The following is a 25,623-nucleotide window of genomic DNA, read 5'->3' on the forward strand; positions in this document are numbered from 1 at the left end:
GCTCCGGCGCGAGGCGCTCGATGTCGTCCACGCCGATGCAGTCGTTGCGGTGCGTCACCACCTCGACGCCCAGTTCCCCCAGGTACTGCACCAGGTTGTAGGTGAACGAGTCGTAGTTGTCGAGCATCAACACCATGCGCGGGGGGTCTCTGTTTGAACGCTGAAAACGCCATCCATGGCGTTTTTCAGTTCGCTGCATCGCGGTGCAGGCCCGCGCTGCGCTCCGTGAACCGAGGGCACAAGTCCTCGGTCCACGCCGGGGCTTCCTGCCCCGGACGGGAAGCGCTGAAACCAGTGCTTCACCGAGTGGGGCGCGTATTGTCCGCCGATCGTGCCCCCGGTGAAACAGCGGCGCCCGGACCGGCACACCAACGATGCGTTTTTCAGTTTCCGGCTAAAGGTGCGCGCAGGCGCTGCCGATACACGGACCGTGGGGGTAGACCCCCATGCCCCGACACGCGGCGTCCTCCTCCGCCGCGGTCAGGGTCGCCGCCGCGGTGTCGCCCCGTGCCGTGCCGGCCACGTCCCCTCCCAATGAACGGGGCTCTTTTTTCGACCATCAGGCCTGCACGTCGAGCCCGGTCTGCGCCACGTCTGCCGCCCGCAGCAGCGCGCGCGCCTTGTTCTCGGTTTCCTGCCATTCGCTCTCGGGCACCGAATCGGCCACGATGCCGGCCGCCGCCTGCACCGACAGCACGTGGTCCTTGACGATGCCGGTGCGGATGGCGATGGCCAGATCCATGTCGCCGGAATGGCTCAAATACCCGCAGGCGCCGCCGTAGATGCCGCGCTTGGTGGGTTCGAGCTCGTCGATGATCTCCATCGCCCGTACCTTGGGTGCGCCGGTCAGCGTACCGGCCGGAAAGGTGGCGCGCAGCACGTCGAAATTGCCTAGACCTGGCTTCAGCAGCCCCTCGACGTTCGACACGATGTGCATCACGTGCGAGTAGCGCTCGATCACCATCTCGTCGGTGACCTTGACGGTGCCTGTCTTCGCGATGCGGCCGATGTCGTTACGGGCGAGATCGATCAGCATCACGTGCTCGGCGCGTTCCTTCGGATCGGCCAGCAGTTCCTCGGCCAGGCGCCGGTCGTCCTCGGGCGTCGCCCCGCGCGGGCGGGTGCCAGCCAGCGGCCGGATGGTCACCTTGGTGCCGTCGGCGGTCGCCTCCTGACGCACCAGGATTTCCGGCGAGGCCCCCACCACCTGGAACTCGCCGAAGTCGTAGAAGTACATGTACGGCGACGGGTTCAGCGTGCGCAGCGCCCGGTACAGCGCCAGCGGCGATTCGGTGTAGCGGCGGCGGATACGCTGGCCGATCTGCACCTGCATCATGTCGCCGGCGGCGATGTACTCCTTGGCGCGCGCCACGGCGGCGAGAAAATCCGCCTTGGCGAAGGCGCGCTTCTCGGCGCTGACGTCGCCGGCCGGGCTCGCCGGCGGCGCGAGCGGGCTGCGCAACCGCGCCAGCAGCGTCGCCAGGCGCACGAGGCCATGCGCGTGCGCACCCGGCTGCTTTGGATCCACATAGACGATCAGGTAAATCTTGCCGGCCAGGTTGTCGACCACGGCCAGTTCCTGCGTGTCGAGCAGCAGGATATCGGGCGTGCCGAGCTCGTCCGGCAGCGGGCACTGCGCCAGGCGCGGCTCGATGTAGCGCACCGCGTCGTAGGCGAAATAGCCGGCGAGCCCGCCGCAGAAGCGCGGCAGGCCGGGCGGCACGTACACGCGCTCGCGCTGGCGGTAGCGCTCGATGAAGTCGAGCGGATTGCCGTCGTCGGTTTCGACCACCTTGCCGTCGTCCAGCACCTCGGTGTGGAAACCGCGGCTTTGCAACGCGCGCCGGGCCGGCAGGCCGATGAACGAATAGCGCCCGAAGCGCTCGCCACCGACGACCGATTCCAGCAGGAAGCTGTTCGGCCCGGCCGCCAGCTTCAGATACAGCGACAGCGGCGTGTCGAGATCGGCGAAGGTCTCCAGCGTCAGCGGGATGCGGGTGTAACCCTCGGCGGCGAGGGCTTTGAAACGGGCTTCATCCATGGCGCGGGCGGCGGGTGCGAGAAACGGGCCGGCAGTCTTGGCCGGTCAGGCTATCCCGTCAAGCGCGGCGCGCATGGCGGCGATGGTGGCCGCGTAATCGGTCGTGCCGAATACCGCCGAGCCGGCCACGAAGGTGTCCGCGCCGGCCCGCGCCACGGCGGCGATGTTGTCGATCTTGATGCCGCCATCCACCTGCAGGCGGATGTCCCGCCCGCTGGCGGCGATGCGTTCGCGCACCTGCGTGATCTTGGGCAGCGCCGACGGGATGAAGCTCTGCCCGCCGAAGCCCGGGTTCACCGACATCAGCAGAATCAGATCCAGCCGGTCCATGACGTAGTCGAGGCACTCCAGCGGCGTGGCCGGGTTCAGCACCAGCCCCGCCTCGCAGCCCTGCTCACGGATCAGCGCGAGCGTGCGGTCCACATGCCGCGAGGCCTCCGGGTGAAAGCTGATCAGCCGCGCGCCGGCGGCGGCAAAGGCCGGAATCAGCGCATCCACCGGCTCCACCATCAGGTGCACGTCGAAGAACGCGTGCGGCGCGTGGCGGCGCAATGACTCCACCACCACCGGGCCGATGGTGAGGTTCGGCACGTAGTGGTTGTCCATGACGTCGACGTGAATCCAGTCCGCGCCGGCCGCGAGCACGGCGTCGATCTCGGCCCCAAGCCGCGCGAAGTCCGCCGACAGGATGGACGGCGCGATGCGGTACTGCCGGCTCAAAACGGCAGCCCCAGGCCCGGCCGCACGCGCGCGAACAGCGCCCGGAACGCGTCCTGGATACGGGCAAGCGCGGCCTCGTCGTCGGCCTCGAAGCGCAGCACCAGCACCGGCGTGGTGTTGGACGGGCGCACCAGGCCGAAACCGTCGGCGTAGTCCGCGCGGATGCCGTCGAGCGTGCTGACCTCGGCGCCCGGGAAATCGGCCGCGGCGACCAGCTCCTTCATCAGCGCGAAGTGCTCGCCTTCCTTGAGCTTGATCTGCAGTTCCGGCGTGCTGGCCGAGTCCGGAATGGCCGCGAAGATCGCCTCCGGCGCTTCGTCCTGGCGGCTCAGGTACTCCAGCAGCCGGCAGGCGGCGTACACGCCGTCGTCGAAGCCGTACCAGCGCTCCTTCACGAAAATATGCCCGCTCATCTCGCCCGCCAGCGCGGCGCCGGTCTCGGCCATCTTGGCCTTGATCAGCGAGTGGCCGGTCTTCCACATCACGGGCTTGCCGCCGGCGGCGGCAATCGCCCGCGGCAGGTGGCGCGTGCATTTCACGTCGAAAAGGATGGTGGCACCCGGCACGCGGCTGAGCACATCCCGCGCAAACAGGATCATCAGCCGATCGGCAAAGATCACCCGGCCGCTGGCCGTGACCACGCCGAGGCGATCGCCGTCGCCGTCGAAGGCGACGCCAAGATCGAGCCCGCGTGCCTTCACGCACGCGATCAGGTCTTCGAGGTTCTCGGGCTTGGTCGGGTCCGGGTGGTGGTTCGGGAAATTGCCGTCCACGTCCTCGAACAGCGGCACCACCTCGCAGCCGAGCGCCTCCAGTAGTGCAGGCGCACTCGCACCCGTCACGCCGTTGCCGCAGTCGACGCCGACCTTGAGCGGCCGCGCCAGCTTCACGTCGCCGAGGATCCGCTCGCGGTACGGCGTCAGCGCGTCGGCGTCCCGCACGTGGCCGAAGCCGGATTCCAGATCATCGGCCTCGATCAGGCGGCGGATGCCGAGGATGTCGTCGCCGGACAGCGTCTTGCCGGCGACGACGATCTTCAAACCGTTGTAATCCGGCGGGTTGTGGCTGCCCGTCACGGCCACGCCGCAGCCGGTGTCGAACGCGTAACTGCCGAAGTACACCACCGGTGTCGGCACCATGCCGACGTCGATCACCCCGCAGCCGGTGGCAGCGAGGCCGCGCGTCAGCGCGTCCGAAAGCGCCGGCCCGGACACGCGCCCGTCGCGGCCGACCACCACCTCGCTGCAGCCGGCGCGGCGCACCAGCGTGCCGATGGCGCGGCCGATCTGGTACACACCGGTCTCGGTCAGGCTCTGCCCGACCACGCCGCGAATGTCGTAGGCGCGGAAGATTTCCTCGGGCGGCAGGTAGCGTTCGGTCATCGTGTCCTCGTGGCAAAAAAGCCGCAAATGTATGCGCCGGCGGCGCTTCCCGTCCGGGGCAGGAGGCCCCGGCCTGAAGCGATGACGTGAGTCATCGATTCAGGGAGCGCGGCGCGGGCGTGACCCTTGCCGCAGCGAGCTGAAAAATTCCAGGGACGGAATTTTTCAGCATTTCAATTCAATCAACCGCGGCCGGTGTGTCCGAAGCCGCCGGCGCCGCGGGTAGTGGGCGTGAACTCGTCGACCACCGCGAAGCGCGCCTGCACCACCGGCACCAGCACCAGCTGCGCGATGCGCTCGCCGGGCTCGACGGTGAACGGCGCCGCGCCGCGGTTCCAGCACGACACCTTGACCTCGCCCTGGTAGTCGCTGTCGATGAGACCCACCAGGTTGCCGAGCACGATGCCGTGCTTGTGGCCGAGGCCCGAGCGCGGCAGCAGCACGGCGGCAAGGCCGGGGTCTGCGATATGCAATGCAAAACCGGTGCCGATCAGCGCCACCGCGCCCGGCGCGAGCGTGAGCGGTGCATCGAGACACGCCCGCAGGTCGAGCCCGGCGGCGCCGTCGGTGGCGTATTGCGGCAGCGGGAAGTCGGCGCCCAGGCGCGGGTCGAGAATCTTCAGTTCAACCGCGCGCATCGAGCCGCTCCGCAATCACCGCGATCAGCTCGCGTGCCAGCGCGGCCTTGCTGGCACGCGGCAACTCGCGCTGCCCGCCCGGCCACAGCAGCGTGAGCGCGTTGTCGTCGGTCTCGAAACCGAGGCCCGCGCCAACGGCGTTGGCGGCGATCAGGTCCAGCCGCTTGTCGTCGAGCTTGCGCCGCGCGTAGGCGAGCACGTCGTCGGTCTCGGCGGCGAAACCGACCGTGAACGGCCGGCGTGCCAGCCCCGCCACCTCGGCGAGAATGTCCGGATTGCGCACGAGTTCGATGGCGAACGCGTCGCGATCCTTCTTGATCTTCTGCGTCGCCGGCGCAGCCGGGCGATAGTCGGCCACCGCCGCCGTGCCGATGTAGACGTCCGCATCCGCCACCGCCGCGAGCACCGCCGCGCGCATGTCGAGCGCCGAGCGCACGCGCTGCACGGCGATGCCCGGCGGGTCGGGCAGCGCCACGGGGCCGCTGACCAGTGTCACGTCGGCGCCTGCCTCGCGGGCGGCCTGCGCCACCGCATAGCCCATGCGTCCCGAACTGCGGTTGCCGATGAAGCGCACCGGGTCCAGGTCCTCGAAGGTGGGTCCTGCGCTCACCACCACGCGCCGGCCGGCGAGCGCGCCGCCGCCGAACTGCCCGGCGCACGCCGCCACCAGCTCCAGCGGTTCCAGCATGCGGCCCTCGCCGACCTCGCCGCAGGCCTGGCTGCCGCTGCCAGGGCCAAACACGCGCACGCCGTCGTCGACGAGCTGACGCAGATTGCGCTGCGTGGCCGCGTTCTGCCACATGCCGACGTTCATGGCGGGCGCAATCGCGATTGGCGCGCGCGCCGCCCGACAGCAGGCGGCGAGCAGGTCATCGGCAAAGCCGTGCGCAAGGCGCGCCATGAAATCGGCCGTGGCCGGGGCAACGAGGATCAGGTCCGCCCAGCGCGCCAGCTCGATGTGGCCCATGCCGGACTCGGCCTCGGCGCTGAGCAGCTCCTGGTGCACCGGACGGCCGCTGACGGCCTGCAGTGTCAAGGGCGTCACGAAGGCGGCCGCCGCGGGCGTGAGCACCACGCGCACGTCGGCGCCCGCGTCACGCAGGCGGCGCACCAGTTCGGGCGCCTTGTAGGCGGCGATGCCGCCCGTCACGCCGAGCAGGATGTGTTTGTGGGTGAGGGCGTTCATGATTGCGCCGGCAGTTTAGCAGCGCGGTTTTGCAGGCTGGTCGAACGGCATCTGTGCACGTCCGCGGCGGCGCGCGGTGCGGTACAAGAGGCCGGCGGCGGTGCCGATGCGGCGCAGCCCGGCCGTTTCCCGGAGGCAGGCATGGCGATCCTCGACTGGCAGCCCGACGAGCGTCCGCGCGAGCGGCTGCTGGCGCAGGGGCCGGGCGCGCTGTCGGATGCCGAGCTGCTGGCGATTTGCCTGCGTACCGGGGTGCGCGGCGAGTCGGCGGTCGACCTTGCGCGAAACCTGCTCACCGAGCACGGCGGCGTGCGGGGCCTTTTGACCGGCGACCGCCACGCGCTGCTGGCGCGCAAGGGCCTTGGCGCCGCCAAGTACGCGCAGCTGCTGGCGGTGGCGGAACTCGGCCGCCGCTACGCGCAGGAGGTACTGCGCCGCGGCGAGGCGCTGACCTCGCCGCAGGCGGCGCGCGATTACCTCGCCATGCAGCTGCGCGACCACCCGCAGGAGGTGTTCGGCTGCCTGTTCCTCGACAACCGCCACCGCGTGCTGGCCTTCGAGGAGCTGTTCCGCGGCACGGTGAATGCCGCCAGCGTCTACCCGCGTGAGGTGGTGCGCGCGGCGCTGCGCCACAACGCGGCGGCGCTGATCCTGGCCCACAACCACCCGTCCGGCATTGCGGAACCGAGCGACGCCGATGTCGCGCTGACGCGACGCCTGAAGACCGCGCTGGAACTCGTCGACGTGCGGGTGCTCGACCACATCGTGATCGGCGACGGGCACACCACGTCGTTCGCCGAGCGCGGACAACTGTGAGCCCGCCGTGAACGACACGCGCCCGTCCCCGCCCGCCGCGCGCGGCCCGGCCATGCTGCGCGCGCTGCGGCACCGCAATTTCCGGCTGTTCTTCTTCGGCCAGTTGCTGTCGCTGCCGGGTACCTGGATTCAGATGGTGGCGCAGTCGTGGCTGATCTACCGCCTCACCGACTCCGCCGCGCTGCTCGGGCTCGCCGGCTTCGCGAACCAGTTCCCGGTATTCCTGATGGCCCCGTTCGGCGGCGCGGTGGCCGACCGCTTCGATCGCCGCCGGCTGCTCATCGGCACACAGGTCGCATCATCTGCTCTCGCGCTGCTGCTCGCCGCGCTCACGCTCAGTGGTCAGGTCACGGTGTGGCAGGTGTTCACGCTGGCGGCGCTGCTGGGTTTGGTCAACGGCGTCGACCTGCCGGCGCGGCAGGCCTTCACGGTGGAGCTGGTGGGCCGCGAGGACCTGCCGAACGCGATTGCGCTGAACTCGTCCGCCTTCAACTCGGCGCGCCTCATTGGTCCTGCGGTAGCCGGCGTGCTGGTGGCGGCCGCCGGCGAGGGCTGGTGCTTTCTGCTGAACGGCCTCAGCTACGTGACCGTGGTGGCGGCGCTGGCAGCGATGCGGCTCGCGCCCGTCGCACGGCCGGTGCACACGGGCTCGCTGCTCGCGCACATCGCCGATGGCGTGCGCTTCGTGCGCGGGCACGTGCCGATCCGTAGCCTGCTGCTGCTGCTCGGCATGGTGAGCCTGGCCGGCATGCCGTACGCGGTGCTGATGCCGCTGTTCGCGGACCGCATCCTCGGCGGCGGGGCGCAGGGCCTTGGCATTCTCATGAGCTGCGCCGGCGGCGGGGCGCTGCTCGGCGCGCTCGCGCTGGCCGCCCGGCGCAGTCCGCGCGGGCTCACCGCCTGGGTTCCGTGGGCGGCGTTCGGGTTTGGCCTGGGACTGGTGGCGTTCTCGCTGTCGCGCAGTTTCTGGCTGTCCGGGCTGCTGCTGGTGCCGACAGGGCTTGCGCTGATCGTCCAGATGGCGGCCTCGAACACGCTGCTGCAACTGTTGGTGCCGGATGCGCTGCGCGGGCGGGTGATGTCGCTCTACTCGATGATGTTCATGGGCATGGCGCCGCTCGGCGCGCTGCTGGCCGGCAGCCTTGCCGAACTCATCGGCGCGCCCGCCACGGTCGGCGGCGGCGGCGTGCTGTGCATGCTGGCGGCGCTGTGGTTTCGCCGCCGCCTGCCGGACATCCGCACCGCCGTGCGCGGGCTGGCGTCACGCGGCGGCGGGGCGGCCGCGCCCGGCGCCTGAGGCCCTGGCGCGCCACCGGCGTGCGCACGCCAGTCAGGGCACAAGCGGCCGCCAGACGATGCGCACTCCCGCCTCGCCTGGCGCGGCGCGATCGGCCGGCACGGGCGCGCGGCCGGCGATCTGCAGCAGCCGATCGCCGCGGAACAGCAGCGGCCAGTGCGCGCGCTGCCACGGCGGCACGGCCAGCTCCTGCAGGCGCTTGCGCACGCTGTCGCCGCCCACGTCGGCCCGAAAGCGCACGTCGAGCGCGGGCGGCTCGCCGAGCAGGGCGAGCCGGAGGCCGGCGCCGCGCACGGGCTCGGCCCACAGGCGCCCGACGCCCGGCAGTTCGAGCGGCGTGTCGATGCGCCAGAGGCGCGTTGCGGGCGCCGGCGGCAACGGCTCGGGCGTGAGGTGCAGCCGCCCGCGCCAGACGCGCACGGCGTGGTCGCCAAACGCCACGCAGGGCAGGCGGTCGGCGCCAGCCGTCAGCGCCTGTCGCACGACTTCGTCGAGCCGCGCCGTTGATGGCGCCGCGGCGCCGTGGCGGTGCAACCAGGCGCGCACGAGGTTGCGCTGGCGGGCGGGCGACAGCGCCGCGAGCTGCGCGACGGTGAGCTGCGCCGCGTCCGCGCCGTCCGCGGTGGCGATTTCGTCGAGCAGCGCCTGGGCGTCGGCGGCGTGGGCGGCGTGGCGAGCAAGCGTGGTAGCGGCGGCCGGCCAGCGCCGGGCGAGCAGCGGCAGCGCCTCGGTGCGCAGGAAGTTGCGATCGAAGCGCGAGTCGCGGTTGCTCGGGTCTTCCACCCAGCCCAGGCCGTGTTCGTCGGCGTAGCGCGCCACGCGCTCGGCCGACCAGGCGAGCAGCGTGCGCAGCAGCCAGCCGCGGCCGAAGCGCCGCTGCGCCGGCATGGCGGCGGTGCCAGCGAGCCCGGCACCGCGCAGCAGCGCCAGTAGCACGGTTTCGGCCTGGTCGGTCTGGTGATGCGCCGTCAGCAGCAGGTCGCCGTCTTGCAGGTCGGCGGCGAGTGCCGCGTAGCGCGCGGCGCGGGCGGCGGCTTCCGGGCTTTCGCCGGGCGCCTGGCGGGCGTCGACGCGGTGGATGTCGAGCGGCACGTCGAGCGCCGCGCAGACCGCCGCGCAGTGTTCGGCCCAGCGGTCGGCGTCGGCGTGCAGGCCGTGGTCGATGTGGACGGCGCGCAGCCGGTGCGGCGCGAATGCCTCGCGCTCACTGGCGAGCCAGTGCAGCAGGACGTGCGAATCGCGCCCGCCGCTGTAGGCGACGCGCAGCGTGACGGGCGCCGCGGCCCGCGCGAGCGCCGCGTGGATCAGGGCAAGGCCGCCCTCGCCGCTCACCCTTCCTTGTAGACGCCGAAGCCGCGCACGCGCTCCAGGCGCCGCGCGAGCAAACCGTCCGCCGGCTGGGCGTCGATGTCGGCGAGGTGCCGCAGCACGGCGGCGCGCAGGCTGGCGGCGGCGGTGTCGAAGTCGCGGTGCGCGCCGCCGCGCGGCTCTGGGATGATCTCGTCCACCAGCCCCAGCTCGTGCAGGCGCGGCGCGGTGATGCCCATGGCCTCGGCCGCGAGTTCCGCCTTGCCGGAATCCTTCCACAGGATGGACGCGCAGCCTTCCGGCGAGATCACCGCGTAGGTGCCGTACTGGAGCATCAGCAGGCGGTCGCCGACGCCGATCGCGAGCGCCCCGCCGGAGCCGCCCTCGCCGATCACTACGCACACGATCGGCACCGGCAGGCGGGCCATGAGGTACAGGCTCTCGGCGATGGCCTGGCTCTGGCCGCGCTCCTCGGCGTCGACGCCTGGATAGGCTCCCGGCGTGTCGATGAAGGTGACGATCGGCAGCTTGAAGCGCGCGGCGGTGCGCATCAGGCGCTGCGCCTTGCGGTAGCCCTCGGGCTTGGCCATGCCGAAGTTGCGGCGCACCTTCTCCTGCACGTCGCGGCCCTTCTGGTGGCCGATGACCAGCACCGGGCGGCCGTCGAGGCGCGCGAGGCCGCCGACGATGGCGGCGTCGTCCGCGAACATGCGGTCGCCGTGCAGTTCCTCGAAATCGGTGAACACGCGGCGGATGTAATCCAACGTGTACGGCCGCTCCGGGTGGCGCGCGAGCTGCGCGATCTGCACCGGCGTCAGCTTGCCGAAGATGCTGTCAGTGAGGCTGTCCGCCTTGCGCTGCAGGCGCGTGACCTCGTCGTCCAGGCTGACGGTGCCGGCGCCGGCGGTCTGGCGCAGCTCGTCGATGCGCGCTTCGAGCTCGGCGATGGGCTTTTCGAATTCGAGAAACTGAAAGGGCATGTCCGGTCCGGTTCAGTCGGCGGTGCAGTCGGCCGTGCTGACGGCGAGCGCACCGGAGTAGGTATCGGCGAGGGCGTCCGTGCGGTCCGCCGGACGGGCGGGCGTCGGCACGATGGTCAGCACCGGCGCGCGCGTGGGCGGCGGATCGTAACGGAATTCGGCGCCGCTGACGCCCGGCACTGCCGCGAGACGGGCGAGCAGTTCGTCGTCCGCGCGCACCCTGGGCGCCGCCCGCAAAAGGCCGCTCGCCTGGCCGGTGCGGCAGTCGAGCAGTACCGGGCACGGCCCGCGAAAGGCGCCGAGCAGCTCGGCAAGGCGCGCCGGCAGATCGGCCGGTGCGCGCGCGGTGTCGATGGCGATTTGCAGGATCGCACCGCGCCCGGCGCGGGCGGCCGGCAGCGGCAGGGCCTTTTCGGCGCGGATGCGGTAGCCGCCGTTGAACTCGTCCACCGACACCTGGCCCTCGACCACCAGCAGGCGGTCGCGCGCCAGCAGATCGCCGGCGCCGTCAAGCTGCTCGTCGAACAGCGTGACTTCGAGCCGCGCGGTGCGGTCATCCAGCGTGACGAAGGTCATGCGCCGCCCCTTGGCGAGCGTGCGGCTGCCGGTGACAAGACCCGCCACGCGGGCGCTGCGACCCTCGAAGCGCTGCACGTCGGCCAGACGACAATCGACCAGGCGCGGCAGTTCGGCCTCGTAGCTCTCGGTCGGGTGGCCGGACAGCCACAGCCCGAGCGACTCGCGCTCGGCGGCCAGGCGCTCGGCGGTGCTCCAGCGCGGGCAGTCGGCCAGCGGCGGCGTCGGTGGCGGGCCGCTGGCGGGCGTGCCGCCGAACATGTCGTTCTGCCCAGCGTCGGCGGCGCGGCTTTCCTGCTCGGCCAGCGTGTAGGCCTGCGGCAGCGTGGCCAGCAGCGCGGCGCGGTGGTCGTTCAGGCCCTCGAAGGCACCGACGCGGATCAGCGCCTCGGCGGCGCGCTTGTTGACGCGCCGCGGGTCGATGCGGCGGCAGAAATCGAACAGATCCTTGAACGCCCCGCCGGCCGCGCGTGCCTCGACGATGGCCTCGATGGCCGCCTCGCCGACGCCCTTGACGGCGCCGAGACCGTACACGATGGCGCCGTCCTCGGTGACGGTGAACGCGTGCTGGCCACGGTTGATGTCGGGCGCCAGCACCGGCAGCTGCATGCGCCGGCACTCGTCGATCAGCGTCACCACCTTGTCGGTGCTGTCCATGTCGGCCGACAGCACCGCCGCCATGAAGGCGGCCGGGTGGTGGGCCTTCAGCCACGCGGTCTGGTAAGACAGCAGCGCGTAGGCGGCCGAGTGCGACTTGTTGAAGCCGTAGCCGGCGAATTTCTCCATGAGATCGAAGATCTCGCCGGCGCGAGCCGCGGACACGCCGTTGGCGACCGCACCGTCGACAAAACCGGAACGCTGCTTGGCCATCTCCTCGGGCTTTTTCTTGCCCATGGCGCGGCGCAGCAGGTCCGCCTGGCCCAGGCTGTAGCCGGCCAGCACCTGCGCGATCTGCATCACCTGTTCCTGGTACAGGATGACGCCGTAGGTCGGCCGCAGCACCGGTTCCAGGCGCGGTTCGAGGTAGTCCGGTTTGGCGCGGCCGTGCTTGCGGTCGATGAAGTCGTCCACCATGCCGGACTGCAGCGGCCCCGGCCGGTACAGCGCCACCAGCGCCACCACGTCCTCGAAGCAGTCCGGCTGCAGGCGGCGGATGAGATCCCGCATGCCGCGCGATTCGAGCTGGAACACCGCCGTCGTCTCGCAGCGGCGCAGCAGCGCGTAGGCGTCGGGGTCGGCTAGCGGCAGGTCGTCGATGTCGAAGTTGGCAAACGCCGCATCGCGCTGGGCCAGCGTCTTGAGCGCCCAGTCGATGATGGTGAGCGTGCGCAGGCCGAGAAAATCGAACTTGACGAGGCCGATGGCCTCCACGTCGTCCTTGTCGTACTGCGTCACCGGGCTGCCGCCGCCGGCTTCGCAGAACAGCGGCACGTAGTCGGTGAGCGCGCCCGGCGCGATGACCACGCCGCCGGCGTGCTTGCCGGCGTTGCGGGCGAGGCCCTCCAGCGATTTGGCCAGATCAATCAGCGTGCGGACCTCGTCCTCCTGCTCGTAGCGCGCGCGCAGCGTCGCCTCGTCGGCGAGCGCCTTGTCGAGCGTGATGCCGAGCTCGAACGGGATCAGCTTGGCGATCGAGTCGACGAAGCCGTACGGCAGGCCGAGCACGCGCCCGACGTCGCGCACCACCGCCTTCGCGGCCATGGAGCCGTAGGTGATGATCTGCGACACCCGCTCGCGGCCGTAGTGCTCGGCCACGTAGTCGATCACCCGGTCGCGGCCGTCCATGCAGAAATCGACGTCGAAATCCGGCAGCGACACGCGCTCGGGATTCAGGAACCGCTCGAACAGCAGATCGTTGGCGAGCGGGTCCAGGCGCGTGATGCCGAGCGCCCAGGCCACCAGCGAGCCCGCGCCCGAGCCGCGACCCGGCCCCACCGGCACGCCGTGGCTGCGCGCCCAGGCGATGAAGTCGGCGACGATCAGGAAGTACCCCGCAAAGCCCATGCGGTTGATCACGCCAAGCTCGACGTCGAGGCGCTGCCAGTAGGGCGCCTCGTCAGCAGGCTTTGCTTTGACCAGCAGCGTCTTGAGGCCGGCCCGGGCCTGCTCGGCGACGTGGTCTTCCGCGCTCACGCCGTCCGGCGTCGGGAAGGCCGGCAGCAGCGGGCGGCCGAGCGTGAGCTCGAGGTTGCAGCGCTGCGCGATGGCGAGCGTGTTCTCGAGCGCCTCCGGCAGGTCCGCGAACAGCTCGGCCATCTCGGCCGGTGTGCGCAGGTACTGCTGCTCGGAATACGGGCGCGGCCGGCGCGGGTCGTTCAGCACCCGGCCTTCGGCGATGCACACGCGCGCCTCGTGGGCGTCGAAGTCATCGGCGGTGAGAAAGCGCACGTCGTTGCTCGCCACCACCGGCACGTCCGCGGTGAGCGCAAGCTCGACCGCGGCGGCCACGTGGGCCTCCTCGCCGGGGCGGCCGGTGCGCGTGAGTTCGAGGTAATAGCGGTCCGGGAACAGCGCCTGCCAGTCGGCAAGCAGGCGCGCGGCCTTGTCCGCCGTACCGCTCGCCAGCGCCTGGCCGACGTCGCCGGCCAATCCACCCGACAGCGCGATCAGGCCATCCACGTTGCCGGCCAGCCACTCGCGCTGCACGCCCGGCCGCCCGGCGCGCTGGCCGTCCACGTAGGCGCGGCTCAGCAAGCGGCACAGGTTCACGTAGCCCGTGTGGTTCTGACACAGCAGCGTCAGACGCGTGGCCGCGCTGCCGTCGGCCTGCTCCCAGAGCGTCACATCGGCGCCGACGATGGGCTTGATGCCGGCCGCCTGCGCCGCCTGGTAGAACTTGACCAGCGCGAACAGGTTGCCGGCGTCGGTGACCGCCACCGCGGGCATGCCGGCGTCGCGCACGGCGTCCACCAGGTTCTCTACCCGCAGCACGCTGTCGGTGAGCGAGTACTCGCTGTGGAGCGAAAGGTGGACGAAGCCGGCGGAGGTCATGGGCGACCGGGAGGCAAGAGCGGGCGGCTGGCTATTCTAGATTTGAAAGCCGGCCGTGCCGACCGGGTTTGCCGCCATGACCTCGATCGTCGTGCCACTCGCGGCGCCGAGCGCGAGCAAGCGGCGCACAGGGCCAAAGCTGCGGCGGTGACAGGCGCTCGGACCCAGCTGTTCGAGTGCCGAGATGTGCGCGGCGGTCGGGTAGCCCTTGTGGCGAGCGAGTCCATACCCCGGATGTACGGCGTCGAGCGCGTCGAGCTCGGCATCGCGCGCCACCTTGGCGACGATGGAGGCGGCGCTGATGGCGGGCACCGTGGCGTCGCCGCCGATCACGGGCTCCGCCTGCGGCAGCCCGCGCGGGCGCCGGTTGCCGTCGACGAGGATGCGCATCGGCACGAGCGCGAGCGCCGCGACCGCGCGTTCCATGGCGAGCAGGCTGGCGTGCAGGATGTTCAGGCGGTCGATCTCCTCGACCTCGGCGCGGCCGAGCGCCCAGGCCAGCGCCTGCGCCCTGATCTGCGCCGACAGCGCTTCGCGCCGCGCCGCGGACAGGGTTTTCGAGTCGGCGAGCCCGGCAATCGGCCGCGCCGGGTCGAGGATCACGGCGGCGGCGATCACCGGCCCCGCCAGCGGCCCGCGGCCGACCTCGTCGACGCCGGCGATGAGATCGATCATGGCCATCCGGCCCCTTCCAGGGAGCTTCGCTCCCGCTCGACGACCTCGCCCAGCACGGCCTGCGCGGCGCGCTCGGCGGGGTCGACGTCGGTCGGCGGGTGCAGCGCCGCGAGTTCCGCCTGCATGGCGGCGTTCGCCGCAGGATCGAGCAGGTCCGCGAGCGCGGCGCCGAGCGCCGCCGGCGTCGCCGCGTGCTGGATGAACTCCGGCACCAGCCGCCGGCCGGCCAGCAGGTTCGGAATCGCCACGTGTGGCGTGCGCACCAGGCGTTTGGCAATCGCGTACGTGAGCGGCGCGAGGCGATACGCCACCACCATTGGTCGCGCCAGCAGCATGGCCTCCAGCGTGGCCGTGCCGGACGCGAGCAGCACCGCATCGGCCGCCGTCATGGCCTGCTGCGCCTGACCGTCGAGCAACGTGCAGGACAGGCCCGCGCCGCGCGCGCGCAGTTCGCCCTCCACCACCGCCCGGGTGGCGGCGTTGACCAGCGGAATCGCAACGGTGCACGGGCGGCCGCTGTCGCGTAACCACCGCGCGGTGTCCAGAAACAGGCCAGCCAGACGCCGGCACTCGCCGGTGCGGCTGCCGGGCAGCAGCGCCAGCACCGGGCCGTCGGCGGGTAGCCCGAGCGCCGCGCGCGCCGCCGCGCGCTGGGCGGGTGTGACGGCCGACAGGCGCGCCGTGAGCGGATGCCCGACGGTGGTCACCGGCACGCGGTGGCGCGCATAGAACGCCGCCTCGAACGGGAACAGCGTGAGCATGCGGTCCACCGCCGCCGCGATGTGCCGCACGCGCCCCTCGCGCCAGGCCCACACGGACGGGCTCACGTAATGCACGGTGCGCACGCCGGCGCGGCGCAGGCGCGCCTCGACCGGCAGCGTGAAGTCCGGCGCGTCGATGCCGACCAGCACGTCCGGTGGATCGGCCAGCAACTGGCGCACAAGGCCCCGGCGGATGCGCAGCAAGCGCGGCAGGTGCGCCAGCACCTCGACTAGGCCCATCACGGCCAGCTCCTCGGCCGGGTACAGCGCCCGGCAGCCGGCGGCGCGCATGGCAGGACCAGCGATGCCGACACACTCGACGTCCGGCACGCGCCGGCGCAGCGCCTCGATCAGCGCCGCGCCGAGTGCATCGCCGGACGGCTCACCGGCGATCAGGGCGACGCGGAGCCGGCGCGCCATCGGGCCTCAGCGGATGATGCCGCGCTGCGAGCGGCGCACGAAGGCCGCCATCAGCGCCACGTGCGGGTTGTCGCTCTCGCCGTCCAGCACCGCCAGCGCCTCCTGCAGGCGAAGGCCGCTGCGGTACAGCGCCTTGTAGGCGTTGCGGATGGTGGTGATGTCGTCGGTGGAGAAGCCGCGCCGGCGCAGGCCCTCGCTGTTGATGCCGCGCGGGCGGGCCGAGTTGCCCTCGGCCATGACGAACGGCGGCACGTCCTTGAGCACCAGCGAGCTTGCGCCCAGAAAACTGTGCGCGCCGAGCGCGCAGAACTGATGCACCAGCGCGAAGCCGCCGAGGATGACGTGGTCTTCCACCGTCACGTGACCGGCCAGCGAGGACGAGTTGGCGAAGATGGTGTGGCTGCCGATCAGACAGTCGTGCGCGATGTGCACGTACGCCATCAGCCAGTTGTCGTCCCCCAGGCGCGTCACGCCGCCGCCGCCGACAGTACCGACGTTGAGGGTGCAGAACTCGCGGATGGTGTTGCCGTCGCCGATGTCGAGCCGAGTGTCCTCGCCCGCGTGGTACTTCTTGTCCTGCGGCACCTCGCCGAGGGACGCGAACTGAAAGACGCGGTTGTTGCGCCCGATGGTGGTGTTGCCGGTGATGACCGTGTGCGGACCGATCACGCTGCCGGCACCGATCCGCACCTGCGGGCCGATCACGCTGTAGGCGCCGACCTCGACATCCGGCGCGAGTTGGGCGTCCGGGTGGACGCGGGCGGTCGGGTCGATCACTGGACGGCCTTCAGCGTGCACATGATCTCGGCCGACGCCACCTCGCGGCCGTCCACCCGGGCGCTGGCGGCGAACATCCACATGCCGCGCACGGCGCGCTTGAGCTCGATGTCGATGGCCAGCTGATCGCCCGGCTGCACGGCCTGGCGAAAGCGCGCCTTGTCGATGCCGACGAACAGGTACACGTTGTCGTCCGCCGCGCTGGTGCCGGTGCTGCGAAAGCCGAGCACGGCGCTCGCCTGGGCCATTGCCTCCAGGATCAGCACGCCCGGCATGATCGGGTAGTTCGGAAAATGGCCCTGGAAGAACGGCTCGCTGATGGTGACGTTCTTGATCGCCGTGAGTCGCTCGCCGAGCTTCAGCTCCACCACCCGGTCCAGCAGCAGGAACGGGTAGCGGTGCGGCAGCAACCGCATGATGTCGGTGGCGTTCAGGGTTTCCGCGTCACTCATCGGTACCATCCTTGGGCGAGCGTTCCAGGCGCAGCAGGCGCCGCGCGAGCTCGTCGAGTTGATGAAAACGGCCGATGTTGCGCCGCCAGCGGCGGCTCTCCTCGGCAGGTATGCCGGAGTAGACCCCGGGTTTGGTGATCGACTGCGCCACCATCGACATGCCGGTGATGGTGACACCGTCGCAGATGTCGAGGTGCCCGACGAAGCCGACGCCGCCGGCTATGACGCAGTGGCGGCCGATCACCGTGCTGCCCGAGATGCCGACGCAGGCGGCGACGGCGGTGTGATCGCCAATCCTCACGCCGTGCGCCACCTGCACCAGGTTGTCGAGCTTCACGCCGTTGCCGATCACGGTGTCGTCGAGCGCACCGCGGTCGATGGCGGTGTTGGCGCCGATCTCGACATCGTCGCCCACCACCACGCGTCCGAGCTGCGGCACCTTCACCCACACGCCGCGGTCGTTGGCGAGGCCGAAGCCGTCCGCGCCCAGCACCGCGCCCGGGTGAATCACGCAGCGCGCGCCGATCTGCGTGCCGGCCAGCAGCGTCACCCGCGGCCCAAGGCGGGTGTCGTTACCAATCTGGACACCATCGCCGACATAGCTGCCAGCACCAACGACGACACGATCGCCAAGCCGCGCGCCGGCTTCGATGACCGCACCGGCCTCGATGCGCACGTCCGCGCCGAGCCGCGCCGTGCTGTCCACGGTGGCCTGTGGGTGCACGCCGGGCGGGAAGGCCGGCCTCGGGTGCAGCAGCGCCGCCGCGCGAGCAAAGACCAGATAGGGGTTGTCCGACAGCAGCACCGGGCCCGGGAACAGCGCCCGGTCGGCCGGCGCCAGCACCACTGCGCCGGCCGCGCTGCCCGCCAGCTGGCGTCGATAGTGGCGGTTGGCGAAGAAGCTCAGCTGCCGCGGACCCGCCGCGGCGAGCGTGGCGACGGCGTCGAGCTCGCGCTCGCCATCGCCGTCGAAGGCGGCACCCAGCCGCGCCGCCAGTTCGCGCAGGCGCATGCCAGGCCCAGGAGCCGCCTTACTTGGCGGCCGGGTTCTTCAGCAGCGCCAGCACCTGATCGGTCACGTTCAGCGCGTCACTGGCGTAGATGACGCCCTCATACAGGATGAGGTCGTAGGCGTTGGCCTTGGCGAACTTCTCGACCGCGCCCAGCAACTGCTCGCGCAGCTTGCCGACTTCCTCCGACTGGCGGATGCGCAGGTCGTCCTGGAATTCGTCCTGCGCGTGCTTGAGCTCGCGCCGGCCGTCGATGATCTCGCGCTCCTTCGACTTGCGCTGATCCTCGCTCAGCATCAGGCCGTTCTTGGACAGGTCCTGCTCCATCTGTTCGAGCCGCTTGGCGCGCGACTCAAGTTGCTGGCGGCGCGGCGTGAACTCGTCGCGCAGCTTCTTCTGCACCACCTCGGCCTGAGGCGAGGCCTGCAGCAGCGCCGACGCGTTGACGTAACCCACCTTCAAATCCGCCGCGAGTGCCGGGGTCAGCAGCACGCTGCCGAGCAGTCCGAGCACCCATCCCCGCATCCGTATCATCGTCAGGCCTCTCCGTGTGAGCGTGAACAAGAAAACTAGAACCCGGCGCCCAGGCTGAACTGGAAGCGCTGCGGCTCATCGTGCGGCCCTTCGTTGAAGGGCTGGGCGATGGCTACCGAAATGGCGCCGAAGGGCGAGATCCAGACCGCCGCCACGCCCGTCGAGTAGCGCAGCTCCGACGCCGTGAACCGGTCATCCGGCCCGAACACGTTGCCCGCGTCGCCGAACACGGACAGCTGGAAGTTCCGGTTCTGCTTGTCCAGGAACGGCACCGGGAAGAACAGCTCGCTGCGGGCCAGCACCAGGCGGTCGCCGCCGAACGGGTCGCCGTCCTCGTCGGTGAAGGCGCTGAACGTGCGCGGTCCGAGCGTGTTGTCCTTGAAGCCGCGCAGCGTGCGAAAGCCACCGGCAAAGTAGTTCTCGAAAAACGGCAGCTCGCTGGTGTCGCCGTAGCCGTCCCCGTACCCCAGCGTGCCGCTCACCAGCAAACTCACGGTGTCGCTGAACGGGAAGTGGTGCGCCTCGGTGAAGTTCAGCTTGTAGAACTGCAAGTCGCCAATCGGCACCGCGACTTCCGCCGACAGGCGGCGCAGCATGCCGCGGTCGGGGAACACGGCGCGATTGCGCGTGTCCTTGGCGAGGCTCGAGTTGAGCTTGAAGATGTTGTAGGAATCGCCGTTGTCGGCGATGAAATCGAGCACGTCCGGCGACGTGAAGGCGCCGGTGCCGATCTTGGTTTTCTCGACCCCGACGCCGAAGCCGAAGGCGCTGAACTCCGACAGCGGTACGTTGTAGCCCCAGGAACCGCCCAGCGAGTCGGTGTCGTACTCGGTGAGGTTGGCGTCGGCGGCGTCCGTGGACCGCATGAACGCACTCACCGTGCGGCTCACACCGTCCACGCTGGCGTAGGGGTTGGTGTGAGCGACGCTGTACACGCGCGAGTAGTCGCTGGTGTTGAAGTTGATGCTGACGCTGTCGCCGGTGCCCAGAAAATTGTTCTGCGTGACGGCGGCGTTCAGCAGCAGGCCGCTGCCCTGGCCGAAGCCGACGCCCGCCGAGATGCTGCCGGACGGGCGCTCCTTGACGGTGAAGTTGACGTCCACCTGGTCCGGGCTGCCCGGCACCGCCGGCGTCTCGACCGTCACTTCCTCGAAAAAGCCAAGCCGCTCAAGGCGCACCCGCGAGCGTTCGACCGCCTTCGACGAGAACGTGGCCGCTTCGAGCTGGCGCATCTCGCGGCGCATCACCTCGTCGGCGGTCTTCTCGTTGCCGGCGAAGCTGATGCGCCGCACGTAGGCACGCTTGCCGGGGTCGACGAAGAAAGTCAGCCTGGCGGTGGCGTTTTTCTGATCGATGTCCGGCGACGGATTGACGTTGGCGAACGCGTACCCGGCCTCGCCGAGGCGCTCGGAGATGGCGTCGCTGGTCTCGGTCATCTTCTTGCGCGAGAAGGTGTCGCCGGGGCGCAGCGTGACCAGCCGCACCAGTTCCTCGGGTTCGACCACCAGGTTGCCGGACAGCTTGACCTCGTCGACCGTGTACTGCTGGCCTTCGGTCACGTTGATGGTGATGTAGATCTCCTGCTTGTCCGGCGTGATGGCGACCTGCGTCGACTTGATGTCGAAGTCGAGGTAACCGCGGTCAAGGTAGTAGGCGTGCAGGTTTTCAAGGTCGCCGGCCAGCTTCTGGCGCGAGTACTTGTCGTTGCCGGTGACGAAGCTGAGCAGGTTCGGCGTCGACAGCTTGAACGTACCGCGCAGCGCCTGGTCGTCGAACACCTGATTGCCGACGATGTTGATCTGGCGGATGCGCGCGACGTCGCCCTCGGTGATCTTGATGTCGATGCGCACGCGGTTGCGCGGCAGGTCGGTGACGTCCGCATCCACCTTCATGCCGTACTTGCCGTTGGCGTAGTACTGCCGCTGCAATTCCTGGCGCAGCTGGTCGAGCGCCGAGGGCACGAACACCCGCCCGGTGGCCAGACCCGCCTCGCGCAGGCCCTTTTGCAGATCCTCGGTCTTGATGTCCTTGTTGCCGGTGAGGTTCAGTTCGGCAATCGAGGGCCGCTCGGTGACGTTGATGACCAGCACGTCGCCGTCGCGGTCGAGCTGCACGTCGCTGAAGAACTCGGTCTTGAACAACGCGCGGATGATGGCGTCCGAACGCTGCGGGTCGAAGCGGTCACCCACGCGCAGCGGCAGGGCAATCAGCACCGCGCCGGGGGAGATGCGCTGCAGGCCGTTCAGGCGGATGTCTTGCACCGTGAACGGCGCATCGTCGGCTGCCTGCACCGGCAACGGGGCGACCGTCAGACACAGCACGGCGGCCAGCACACACCGGGACAGCAAGCGCAGGAAATCGGAAAACAAGGCGTCACCGGGCGGGCCGCGGCCCGCAGTCAGGGTCAAAACAGGAGGCGCGTGATGTCGTTGTAGAAGGCCAGCACGGTGAGCGCCAGCAGTGCCGCCAGCCCCACCTGCTGGCCGAGCACCCGAAGCCGCTCCGGCAGGGGCCGGCCCCGTACCCATTCGGCCGCATAGTACAGCAAGTGCCCACCGTCCAGAACCGGCACCGGCAGCAGGTTGAGCAGCCCGAGCGACAGGCTCACCAGCCCGAGGAAGGACAGGAATTGCGCCGCCCCTAGGCGCGCACTTTGCCCTGCAAACTCGGCGATCGACAGCGGCCCGCTGATGTTGCGGCTGGAGGCGTCGCCCGTGAGCATGCGCCAGATCACCTCGCCGGTGAGCACCGTCATGTCGCGCAGCTTGCCGAGCGCCGCGCCGGCGCTGTCGAGCGGCCCGTAGCGCAGGCGCAGGTAGTAATCGTCGAACGCCACCGTGGCACGCTTGGGCGCAAGACCAACCCGGCCGATGCGCTGGCCGTCTTCGTCCACCGCCTGCGGCGTGACGGTGATGTCGAGCTCGCTGCCGGCGCGGCGCAGGCGAAGCCGCAGCGGCTGCTGCGGGTGCTCGCGCACCACGCGCACCCAGTCCCCCCAGTCGACGAGCGGCTCGCCATCGACGGCGAGCATCACGTCACCCACGACGATGCCGGCCGCGGCGGCAGCGCCGCCGGCGATCACGTCGCCCACTTCGGGCACGATGCGTGGCCCGCGCCAGGCAAGCCCGACGTGGCGCATCACGTCCGGATCCTCGGCGCGGTAGTCGAGCCCGGACAGGTCCAGCGTCCGGGTCTGGGTGCCGCTGTCGGTAGCCACGTCGACCGACACCCGCCGCCCGTCGATGGCCGCCGGCATCAGGCGCAGCAGCGCGTCTTCCCAGGTGCGCACCGGGCGACCGTCCACGGCGCGCAGCGCATCGCCGGCCCGAAACCCGGCCGCCGCCGCGGGGGTATCCGGCAGCACCTCGCCGACCAGCGGGCGCTGGCCGTAGGTGCCGACCATGAACATGGCCCAATAGAACACGAACGCGAGCAGCAGGTTGGCCAGCGGGCCGGCCGCCACCACGCCCATGCGCGCCGTCACCGGCTTGCGATTGAAGGCCTGCTCGCGCTGGGCTTCCGGAACCGGCGCCTCGTGCTCGTCGAGCATCTTCACGTAGCCGCCGAGCGGCAGGGCGGCGATCACGAACTCCGTACCGTGCCGGTCCGTGCGCCGCCACAGGGGCCTGCCGAAGCCGATCGAAAAACGGAGCACCTTCACGCCGGCCCGGCGCGCGGCCCAGAAATGGCCGTACTCGTGCACGCTGACCAGCACGCCGATGGCGACCAGAAAGGCGCCGACCGACCACAGCACGTTCAACATTGAGCGGTCACCTTTGCAAGCGCGATGCGGCGCGCCGCCCCGTCGGCAGCGAGAATCGCATCGAGGCTGTCGGCCGGCGCGGCCGGCAGCGCGTTCAGGGTGTGGTCCACCACCACCGCGATGCCGGTAAAGCCGAGCCGACCGTCGAGAAACGCTTGGACCGCGACTTCGTTCGCCGCGTTCAGCACCGCGCCCGCGGTGCCGCCAGTGGCTAGCGCCTGGTAGGCGAGGTCGAGGCACGGGAAGCGCGACCGGTCCGGTGGTTCGAAATCGAGGCGCGCCACATCGAACAGGCTCAGCGTGCCGGCCCCCGAGCGGTGGCGCCGCGGCCAGGCCAGCGCGTGGGCGATCGGCACCCGCATGTCCGGACTTGCCAGCTGCGCCAGCACCGACCCGTCGCAGTATTCCACCAGCGAATGCACCACGCTTTGCGGGTGCACCACCACCTCGATGGCGCTGCCGGGCAAGGCGAACAGCCACGCGCTCTCGATGACTTCGAGGCCCTTGTTCATGAGCGTCGCCGAATCGACCGAAATCTTGCGCCCCATGACCCAGCGCGGGTGGGCGCAGGCCTCGTCGGGCGTGACGCCCGCCATGTCGGCCGCTGACGCGCGCAGGAACGGCCCGCCGGAGGCGGTCAGCAGCAACCGCCGCACGCCGTGCTCGGTGGCCGGCTCGCCGCAGCGGTAGCCCGGCAGGCACTGGAACATGGCGTTGGTTTCGCTGTCGATCGGGATCAGCGTCGCCCCGCCGCGCTGCACCGCCGCCATGAACAGCGGACCCGCCATGACCAGCGCTTCCTTGTTGGCGAGCAGCAGCGTCTTGCCGGCCTCGGCCGCCGCCAGGGACGACGCGAGCCCCGCCGCGCCGACGATGCCGGCCACCACCACGTCCACCTCGGCAGCACGCACCACCTGTTCCAGCGCAGCGGCGCCGGTCAGCACCCGCGTCGGTCCATCACCGAGCGCCCGGCGCAGTTCGGCGGCAGCCTCGGGGTCGGTCAGCACCGCCACCGGCGGCCGGAACTGCCGGCAGATATCGAGCATGCGCCGCACGTTGCGCCGCGCGGCGGCGACTTCGAGCCGGTACTGATCCGGGTGCAGCGCCAGCACGGCGAGCGTGCTGTCGCCGATCGACCCGGTCGCCCCGAGCAGCGCCACGCCGCGCATGGTCAGGCCCTCACCAGCAGCGGCGCGGCGAGCGCGAACAGCGGCGCGGCGGCAATCAGCGCATCGATGCGATCGAGCACGCCGCCGTGGCCCGGCAGCAGGTGGCTGCTGTCCTTGACGCCGGCGCGGCGCTTGAACAGGCTCTCGGTCAGGTCGCCGACCACCGACACGCCGGCACAGATCGTCGTGAGTGCAACCAGCGCCGCGATGGCGACGCCGTCCAGCCGCCACAGCGCGCCGGCCGCGAGTCCCGTGAGCGCCGCGCCGGCCAGGCCGCCTGCGAGACCCTCGACCGTCTTGCCGGGGCTCACCTGGGGGCACAGTCGCCGCCGGCCAAGCAACTTGCCGACCACGTAGGCGGCGCTGTCTGCCGCCCACACCAGCGCCAGACACAGCAGCAGCAGCGGCCGACGGCCGTCGGCCAGCTGCGCCAGCGCCAGCCAGGCGCCAGCCAGCGCGAGCACGATGACGGCCGCCTGCGGCAGCGGCCGGCCTGTCCAGGCCGGCAGCGCGGGGTAGCGCAATACGAGCCCGAACGCCACCGCCCACCAGACGAGCGCGGCCGCGAGCATCAGTGGGGCCAGATTCGCCGGCAGCGCGTACAGGCCGACCAGGGCGAGCGCGAGCACCGCCAGCAGCCAGCCGCGTCGAGCCCCCGCCAGCGCCGGGCACAGCGCCGCCCACTCCCAGGCGGCGCGCAGCGTGATGGCGGCGAACACGCCAAGCAGCCACGGCAGCGTGCCCCGCCACACCAGCGTCACGGCCAGCAGCAGCAGCACGACGGCCGTGAGCAGGCGCGTCCTAGGCACCGGTGCCGCCGATCTGCACCTGCTCGCCGGTGCGCCCGAAGCGGCGCTCGCGCCCGGCGTACCAGGTCAGTGCGGCGTCGAGCGCGGCGTGATCGAAGTCCGGCCACAGCGTGTCGGTGAAGTACAGCTCGGCATAGGCAAGCTGCCAGAGCAGGAAGTTGCTGATGCGCAGCTCACCGCCGGTGCGGATCAGCAGATCGACCGGCGGCGCCGCGCCGAGTGCCAGGCGCGCGTTGAAGCTCGCCTCGTCGATGCTCGCCGGGTCGAGCGCGCCGCTCGCGGCGGCGGCGGCAAGCGACCTTGCCGCCTGCACCAGATCCCACTGCCCACCGTAGTTGGCGGCGACGTTGAGATGCAGGCCGCGGCAATCGGCCGTGTTGGCCTCGGCGCGCGCAATCGCGTCCTGCAGGCGCGTAGGCAGCGCGGAACGCTCGCCGATCACCGACAGGCGGATGTCGTTTTCCTTCAGGCGCAGCTCCTCGTCGCGCAGTGCGCGCACGAACAGCTCCATCAGCACCGACACCTCGTCCTCGGGGCGGCGCCAGTTCTCGCTGCTGAAGGCGAACAGGGTCAGGTGCCCAATGCCGCGGCGGGCGCAGTCCTCGGTGATGCGCCGCACCACGCGGGCACCGATGCGGTGACCGGCCACGCGCGGCAGGTGGCGCTGGCGCGCCCAGCGGCCGTTGCCGTCCATGATGACCGCGACGTGCCGCGGCAGGCTGGCGTCGGACGTGCTCATGCCGCCCGCTCAGACGTCCAGCAGGTCGGCTTCCTTGGCCGAGAGCAGCGCCTCGACCTCGCCCACGAACCGGTCGGTCAGCTTCTGGATGTCGGCCTCGCCGCGGGCGAGGTCGTCGGTCGAGATCAGCTTTTCCTTTTCGAGGTCCTTGAGCGAACTGTTGGCGTCGCGGCGGACGTTACGGATGGCGACCCGGCAGTCCTCGCCCTCGCCGCGCACCACCTTGATGAGGTCCTTGCGCCGTTGCTCGGTGAGCGCCGGCAGCGGCACGCGGATGACCATGCCGGCGGTGGACGGGTTCAGGCCCAGGTCCGACTCGCGGATGGCCTTGTCGATGGCGTTCACGGTGCTCTTGTCGAACGGCGCCACCAGCAGCGTGCGCGCGTCCTCGGCGCTCACGTTGGCGAGCTGACGCAGCGGCGTGTCGGCGCCGTAATAATTCACGTGCACCTGATCCAGCAGGCCCGGATGCGCGCGGCCGGCGCGGATCTTCTTCAGCGCCTCGGCCAGTGCATGCACGCTCTTGCCCATGCGTTGCTCGGCGTCCTTGCGCACGTCGTCGATCATCGATTGCCTCCG

General features: G+C 70.8%; 23 protein-coding genes. 2 read left to right on the plus strand and 21 right to left on the minus strand.

Annotation, left to right across the window (positions count from 1 at the left end; translation table 11 throughout):
• From AB7F93_RS06805 to coaBC, 6 genes are all read right to left on the minus strand, one after another.
• On the minus strand, nt 1-136 hold a 136-nt coding region (locus AB7F93_RS06805), incomplete at its 3' end, for a glutamine amidotransferase-related protein (RefSeq protein WP_428302259.1).
• 423 nt (nt 137-559) lie between these two features.
• Entirely contained in the window at nt 560-2,041 is a 1,482-nt protein-coding gene (trpE, locus tag AB7F93_RS06810; protein ID WP_428302137.1) for an anthranilate synthase component I, read from the minus strand.
• Nucleotides 2,042-2,086: 45 nt separating this feature from the next.
• Entirely contained in the window at nt 2,087-2,761 is a 675-nt protein-coding gene (gene rpe, locus AB7F93_RS06815) for a ribulose-phosphate 3-epimerase (protein ID WP_428302138.1), read from the minus strand.
• On the minus strand, nt 2,758-4,143 hold the full coding sequence (locus AB7F93_RS06820) for a phosphomannomutase/phosphoglucomutase (protein WP_428302139.1): 1,386 nt from the start codon (nt 4,141-4,143) through the stop codon (nt 2,758-2,760). Before AB7F93_RS06820 ends, rpe begins: the two co-directional genes overlap by 4 nt.
• Before the next feature lie 182 nt (nt 4,144-4,325).
• Entirely contained in the window at nt 4,326-4,781 is a 456-nt protein-coding gene (dut, locus tag AB7F93_RS06825; protein WP_428302140.1) for a dUTP diphosphatase, read from the minus strand.
• Nucleotides 4,768-5,967, minus strand: a complete 1,200-nt coding sequence (gene coaBC / locus AB7F93_RS06830) for a bifunctional phosphopantothenoylcysteine decarboxylase/phosphopantothenate--cysteine ligase CoaBC (RefSeq protein WP_428302141.1) — start codon at nt 5,965-5,967, stop codon at nt 4,768-4,770. Before coaBC ends, dut begins: the two co-directional genes overlap by 14 nt.
• A gap of 141 nt (nt 5,968-6,108) precedes the next feature.
• On the opposite strand from coaBC, the gene radC reads away from it, so the two are divergent.
• Nucleotides 6,109-6,783: a RadC family protein gene (gene radC, locus AB7F93_RS06835; RefSeq protein WP_428302142.1), complete on the plus strand. Its 675-nt coding sequence runs from the start codon at nt 6,109-6,111 to the stop codon at nt 6,781-6,783.
• Nucleotides 6,784-6,790: 7 nt separating this feature from the next.
• Nucleotides 6,791-8,080, plus strand: coding sequence for an MFS transporter (locus AB7F93_RS06840; protein WP_428302143.1), 1,290 nt, complete (start codon nt 6,791-6,793; stop codon nt 8,078-8,080).
• A 33-nt stretch (nt 8,081-8,113) separates the two neighbouring features.
• On the opposite strand, the gene tilS is transcribed toward AB7F93_RS06840, so the two are convergent.
• The 15 genes from tilS to frr are packed head-to-tail and all read right to left on the minus strand — an operon-like array spanning nt 8,114 to nt 25,611.
• Nucleotides 8,114-9,412, minus strand: coding sequence for a tRNA lysidine(34) synthetase TilS (gene tilS / locus AB7F93_RS06845; protein WP_428302144.1), 1,299 nt, complete (start codon nt 9,410-9,412; stop codon nt 8,114-8,116).
• Nucleotides 9,409-10,368: an acetyl-CoA carboxylase carboxyltransferase subunit alpha gene (locus AB7F93_RS06850; RefSeq protein WP_428302145.1), complete on the minus strand. Its 960-nt coding sequence runs from the start codon at nt 10,366-10,368 to the stop codon at nt 9,409-9,411. The genes tilS and AB7F93_RS06850 overlap by 4 nt, the downstream gene beginning before the upstream one ends.
• Before the next feature lie 12 nt (nt 10,369-10,380).
• The gene (gene dnaE / locus AB7F93_RS06855) at nt 10,381-13,935 is read right to left on the minus strand and encodes a DNA polymerase III subunit alpha (protein WP_428302146.1); all 3,555 of its coding nucleotides are present in this window, start codon (nt 13,933-13,935) and stop codon (nt 10,381-10,383) included.
• A gap of 36 nt (nt 13,936-13,971) precedes the next feature.
• Nucleotides 13,972-14,616 carry a ribonuclease HII gene (gene rnhB, locus AB7F93_RS06860; RefSeq protein WP_428302147.1) on the minus strand — a complete coding sequence of 215 codons (645 nt, stop codon included), beginning with the start codon at nt 14,614-14,616 and terminating at the stop codon, nt 13,972-13,974.
• Entirely contained in the window at nt 14,607-15,791 is a 1,185-nt protein-coding gene (gene lpxB, locus AB7F93_RS06865; protein ID WP_428302148.1) for a lipid-A-disaccharide synthase, read from the minus strand. Before lpxB ends, rnhB begins: the two co-directional genes overlap by 10 nt.
• Nucleotides 15,792-15,797: 6 nt before the next feature.
• Nucleotides 15,798-16,568: an acyl-ACP--UDP-N-acetylglucosamine O-acyltransferase gene (lpxA, locus tag AB7F93_RS06870; protein WP_428302149.1), complete on the minus strand. Its 771-nt coding sequence runs from the start codon at nt 16,566-16,568 to the stop codon at nt 15,798-15,800.
• On the minus strand, nt 16,565-17,020 hold the full coding sequence (gene fabZ, locus AB7F93_RS06875) for a 3-hydroxyacyl-ACP dehydratase FabZ (RefSeq protein ID WP_428302150.1): 456 nt from the start codon (nt 17,018-17,020) through the stop codon (nt 16,565-16,567). The genes lpxA and fabZ overlap by 4 nt, the downstream gene beginning before the upstream one ends.
• Nucleotides 17,013-18,032: a UDP-3-O-(3-hydroxymyristoyl)glucosamine N-acyltransferase gene (gene lpxD, locus AB7F93_RS06880; protein ID WP_428302151.1), complete on the minus strand. Its 1,020-nt coding sequence runs from the start codon at nt 18,030-18,032 to the stop codon at nt 17,013-17,015. Before lpxD ends, fabZ begins: the two co-directional genes overlap by 8 nt.
• Nucleotides 18,033-18,051: 19 nt before the next feature.
• Nucleotides 18,052-18,543 (minus strand): OmpH family outer membrane protein, encoded by a 492-nt coding sequence (locus AB7F93_RS06885; RefSeq protein WP_428302152.1) that lies wholly within the window; start codon nt 18,541-18,543, stop codon nt 18,052-18,054.
• Between the two features lie 56 nt (nt 18,544-18,599).
• Nucleotides 18,600-20,933 (minus strand): outer membrane protein assembly factor BamA, encoded by a 2,334-nt coding sequence (gene bamA / locus AB7F93_RS06890; protein ID WP_428302153.1) that lies wholly within the window; start codon nt 20,931-20,933, stop codon nt 18,600-18,602.
• Between the two features lie 35 nt (nt 20,934-20,968).
• Complete coding sequence (gene rseP, locus AB7F93_RS06895) at nt 20,969-22,324, minus strand: RIP metalloprotease RseP (protein ID WP_428302260.1); 1,356 nt, start codon at nt 22,322-22,324, stop codon at nt 20,969-20,971.
• A complete protein-coding gene (locus AB7F93_RS06900; protein WP_428302154.1) occupies nt 22,321-23,496 on the minus strand; it encodes a 1-deoxy-D-xylulose-5-phosphate reductoisomerase in 1,176 nt (391 codons plus the stop codon). Before AB7F93_RS06900 ends, rseP begins: the two co-directional genes overlap by 4 nt.
• A 2-nt stretch (nt 23,497-23,498) precedes the next feature.
• The gene (locus AB7F93_RS06905) at nt 23,499-24,305 is read right to left on the minus strand and encodes a phosphatidate cytidylyltransferase (RefSeq protein ID WP_428302155.1); all 807 of its coding nucleotides are present in this window, start codon (nt 24,303-24,305) and stop codon (nt 23,499-23,501) included.
• Nucleotides 24,298-25,044, minus strand: coding sequence for a polyprenyl diphosphate synthase (gene uppS, locus AB7F93_RS06910; RefSeq protein ID WP_428302156.1), 747 nt, complete (start codon nt 25,042-25,044; stop codon nt 24,298-24,300). The genes AB7F93_RS06905 and uppS overlap by 8 nt, the downstream gene beginning before the upstream one ends.
• Nucleotides 25,045-25,053: 9 nt before the next feature.
• Complete coding sequence (gene frr / locus AB7F93_RS06915) at nt 25,054-25,611, minus strand: ribosome recycling factor (RefSeq protein ID WP_428302157.1); 558 nt, start codon at nt 25,609-25,611, stop codon at nt 25,054-25,056.
• Nucleotides 25,612-25,623 lie beyond the last annotated feature (12 nt).

The sequence above is a fragment of the Immundisolibacter sp. genome (genome assembly GCF_050250495.1).
In the GTDB taxonomy this organism is placed as follows: Bacteria; Pseudomonadota; Gammaproteobacteria; order Immundisolibacterales; family Immundisolibacteraceae; genus Immundisolibacter.

Coding starts and splice junctions, on each gene's coding strand:
- dut (WP_428302140.1), bottom strand. CDS start 4,781: ATGCGCGCGGTTGAACTGAAGATTCTCGACCCGCGCCTGGGCGCCGAC.
- coaBC (WP_428302141.1), bottom strand. CDS start 5,967: ATGAACGCCCTCACCCACAAACACATCCTGCTCGGCGTGACGGGCGGC.
- frr (WP_428302157.1), bottom strand. CDS start 25,611: ATGATCGACGACGTGCGCAAGGACGCCGAGCAACGCATGGGCAAGAGC.
- trpE (WP_428302137.1), bottom strand. CDS start 2,041: ATGGATGAAGCCCGTTTCAAAGCCCTCGCCGCCGAGGGTTACACCCGC.
- AB7F93_RS06820 (WP_428302139.1), bottom strand. CDS start 4,143: ATGACCGAACGCTACCTGCCGCCCGAGGAAATCTTCCGCGCCTACGAC.
- lpxD (WP_428302151.1), bottom strand. CDS start 18,032: ATGCGCCTGCGCGAACTGGCGGCGCGGCTGGGTGCCGCCTTCGACGGC.
- uppS (WP_428302156.1), bottom strand. CDS start 25,044: ATGAGCACGTCCGACGCCAGCCTGCCGCGGCACGTCGCGGTCATCATG.
- AB7F93_RS06900 (WP_428302154.1), bottom strand. CDS start 23,496: ATGCGCGGCGTGGCGCTGCTCGGGGCGACCGGGTCGATCGGCGACAGC.
- lpxB (WP_428302148.1), bottom strand. CDS start 15,791: ATGGCGCGCCGGCTCCGCGTCGCCCTGATCGCCGGTGAGCCGTCCGGC.
- rnhB (WP_428302147.1), bottom strand. CDS start 14,616: ATGGCCATGATCGATCTCATCGCCGGCGTCGACGAGGTCGGCCGCGGG.
- radC (WP_428302142.1), top strand. CDS start 6,109: ATGGCGATCCTCGACTGGCAGCCCGACGAGCGTCCGCGCGAGCGGCTG.
- AB7F93_RS06850 (WP_428302145.1), bottom strand. CDS start 10,368: ATGCCCTTTCAGTTTCTCGAATTCGAAAAGCCCATCGCCGAGCTCGAA.
- fabZ (WP_428302150.1), bottom strand. CDS start 17,020: ATGAGTGACGCGGAAACCCTGAACGCCACCGACATCATGCGGTTGCTG.
- dnaE (WP_428302146.1), bottom strand. CDS start 13,935: ATGACCTCCGCCGGCTTCGTCCACCTTTCGCTCCACAGCGAGTACTCG.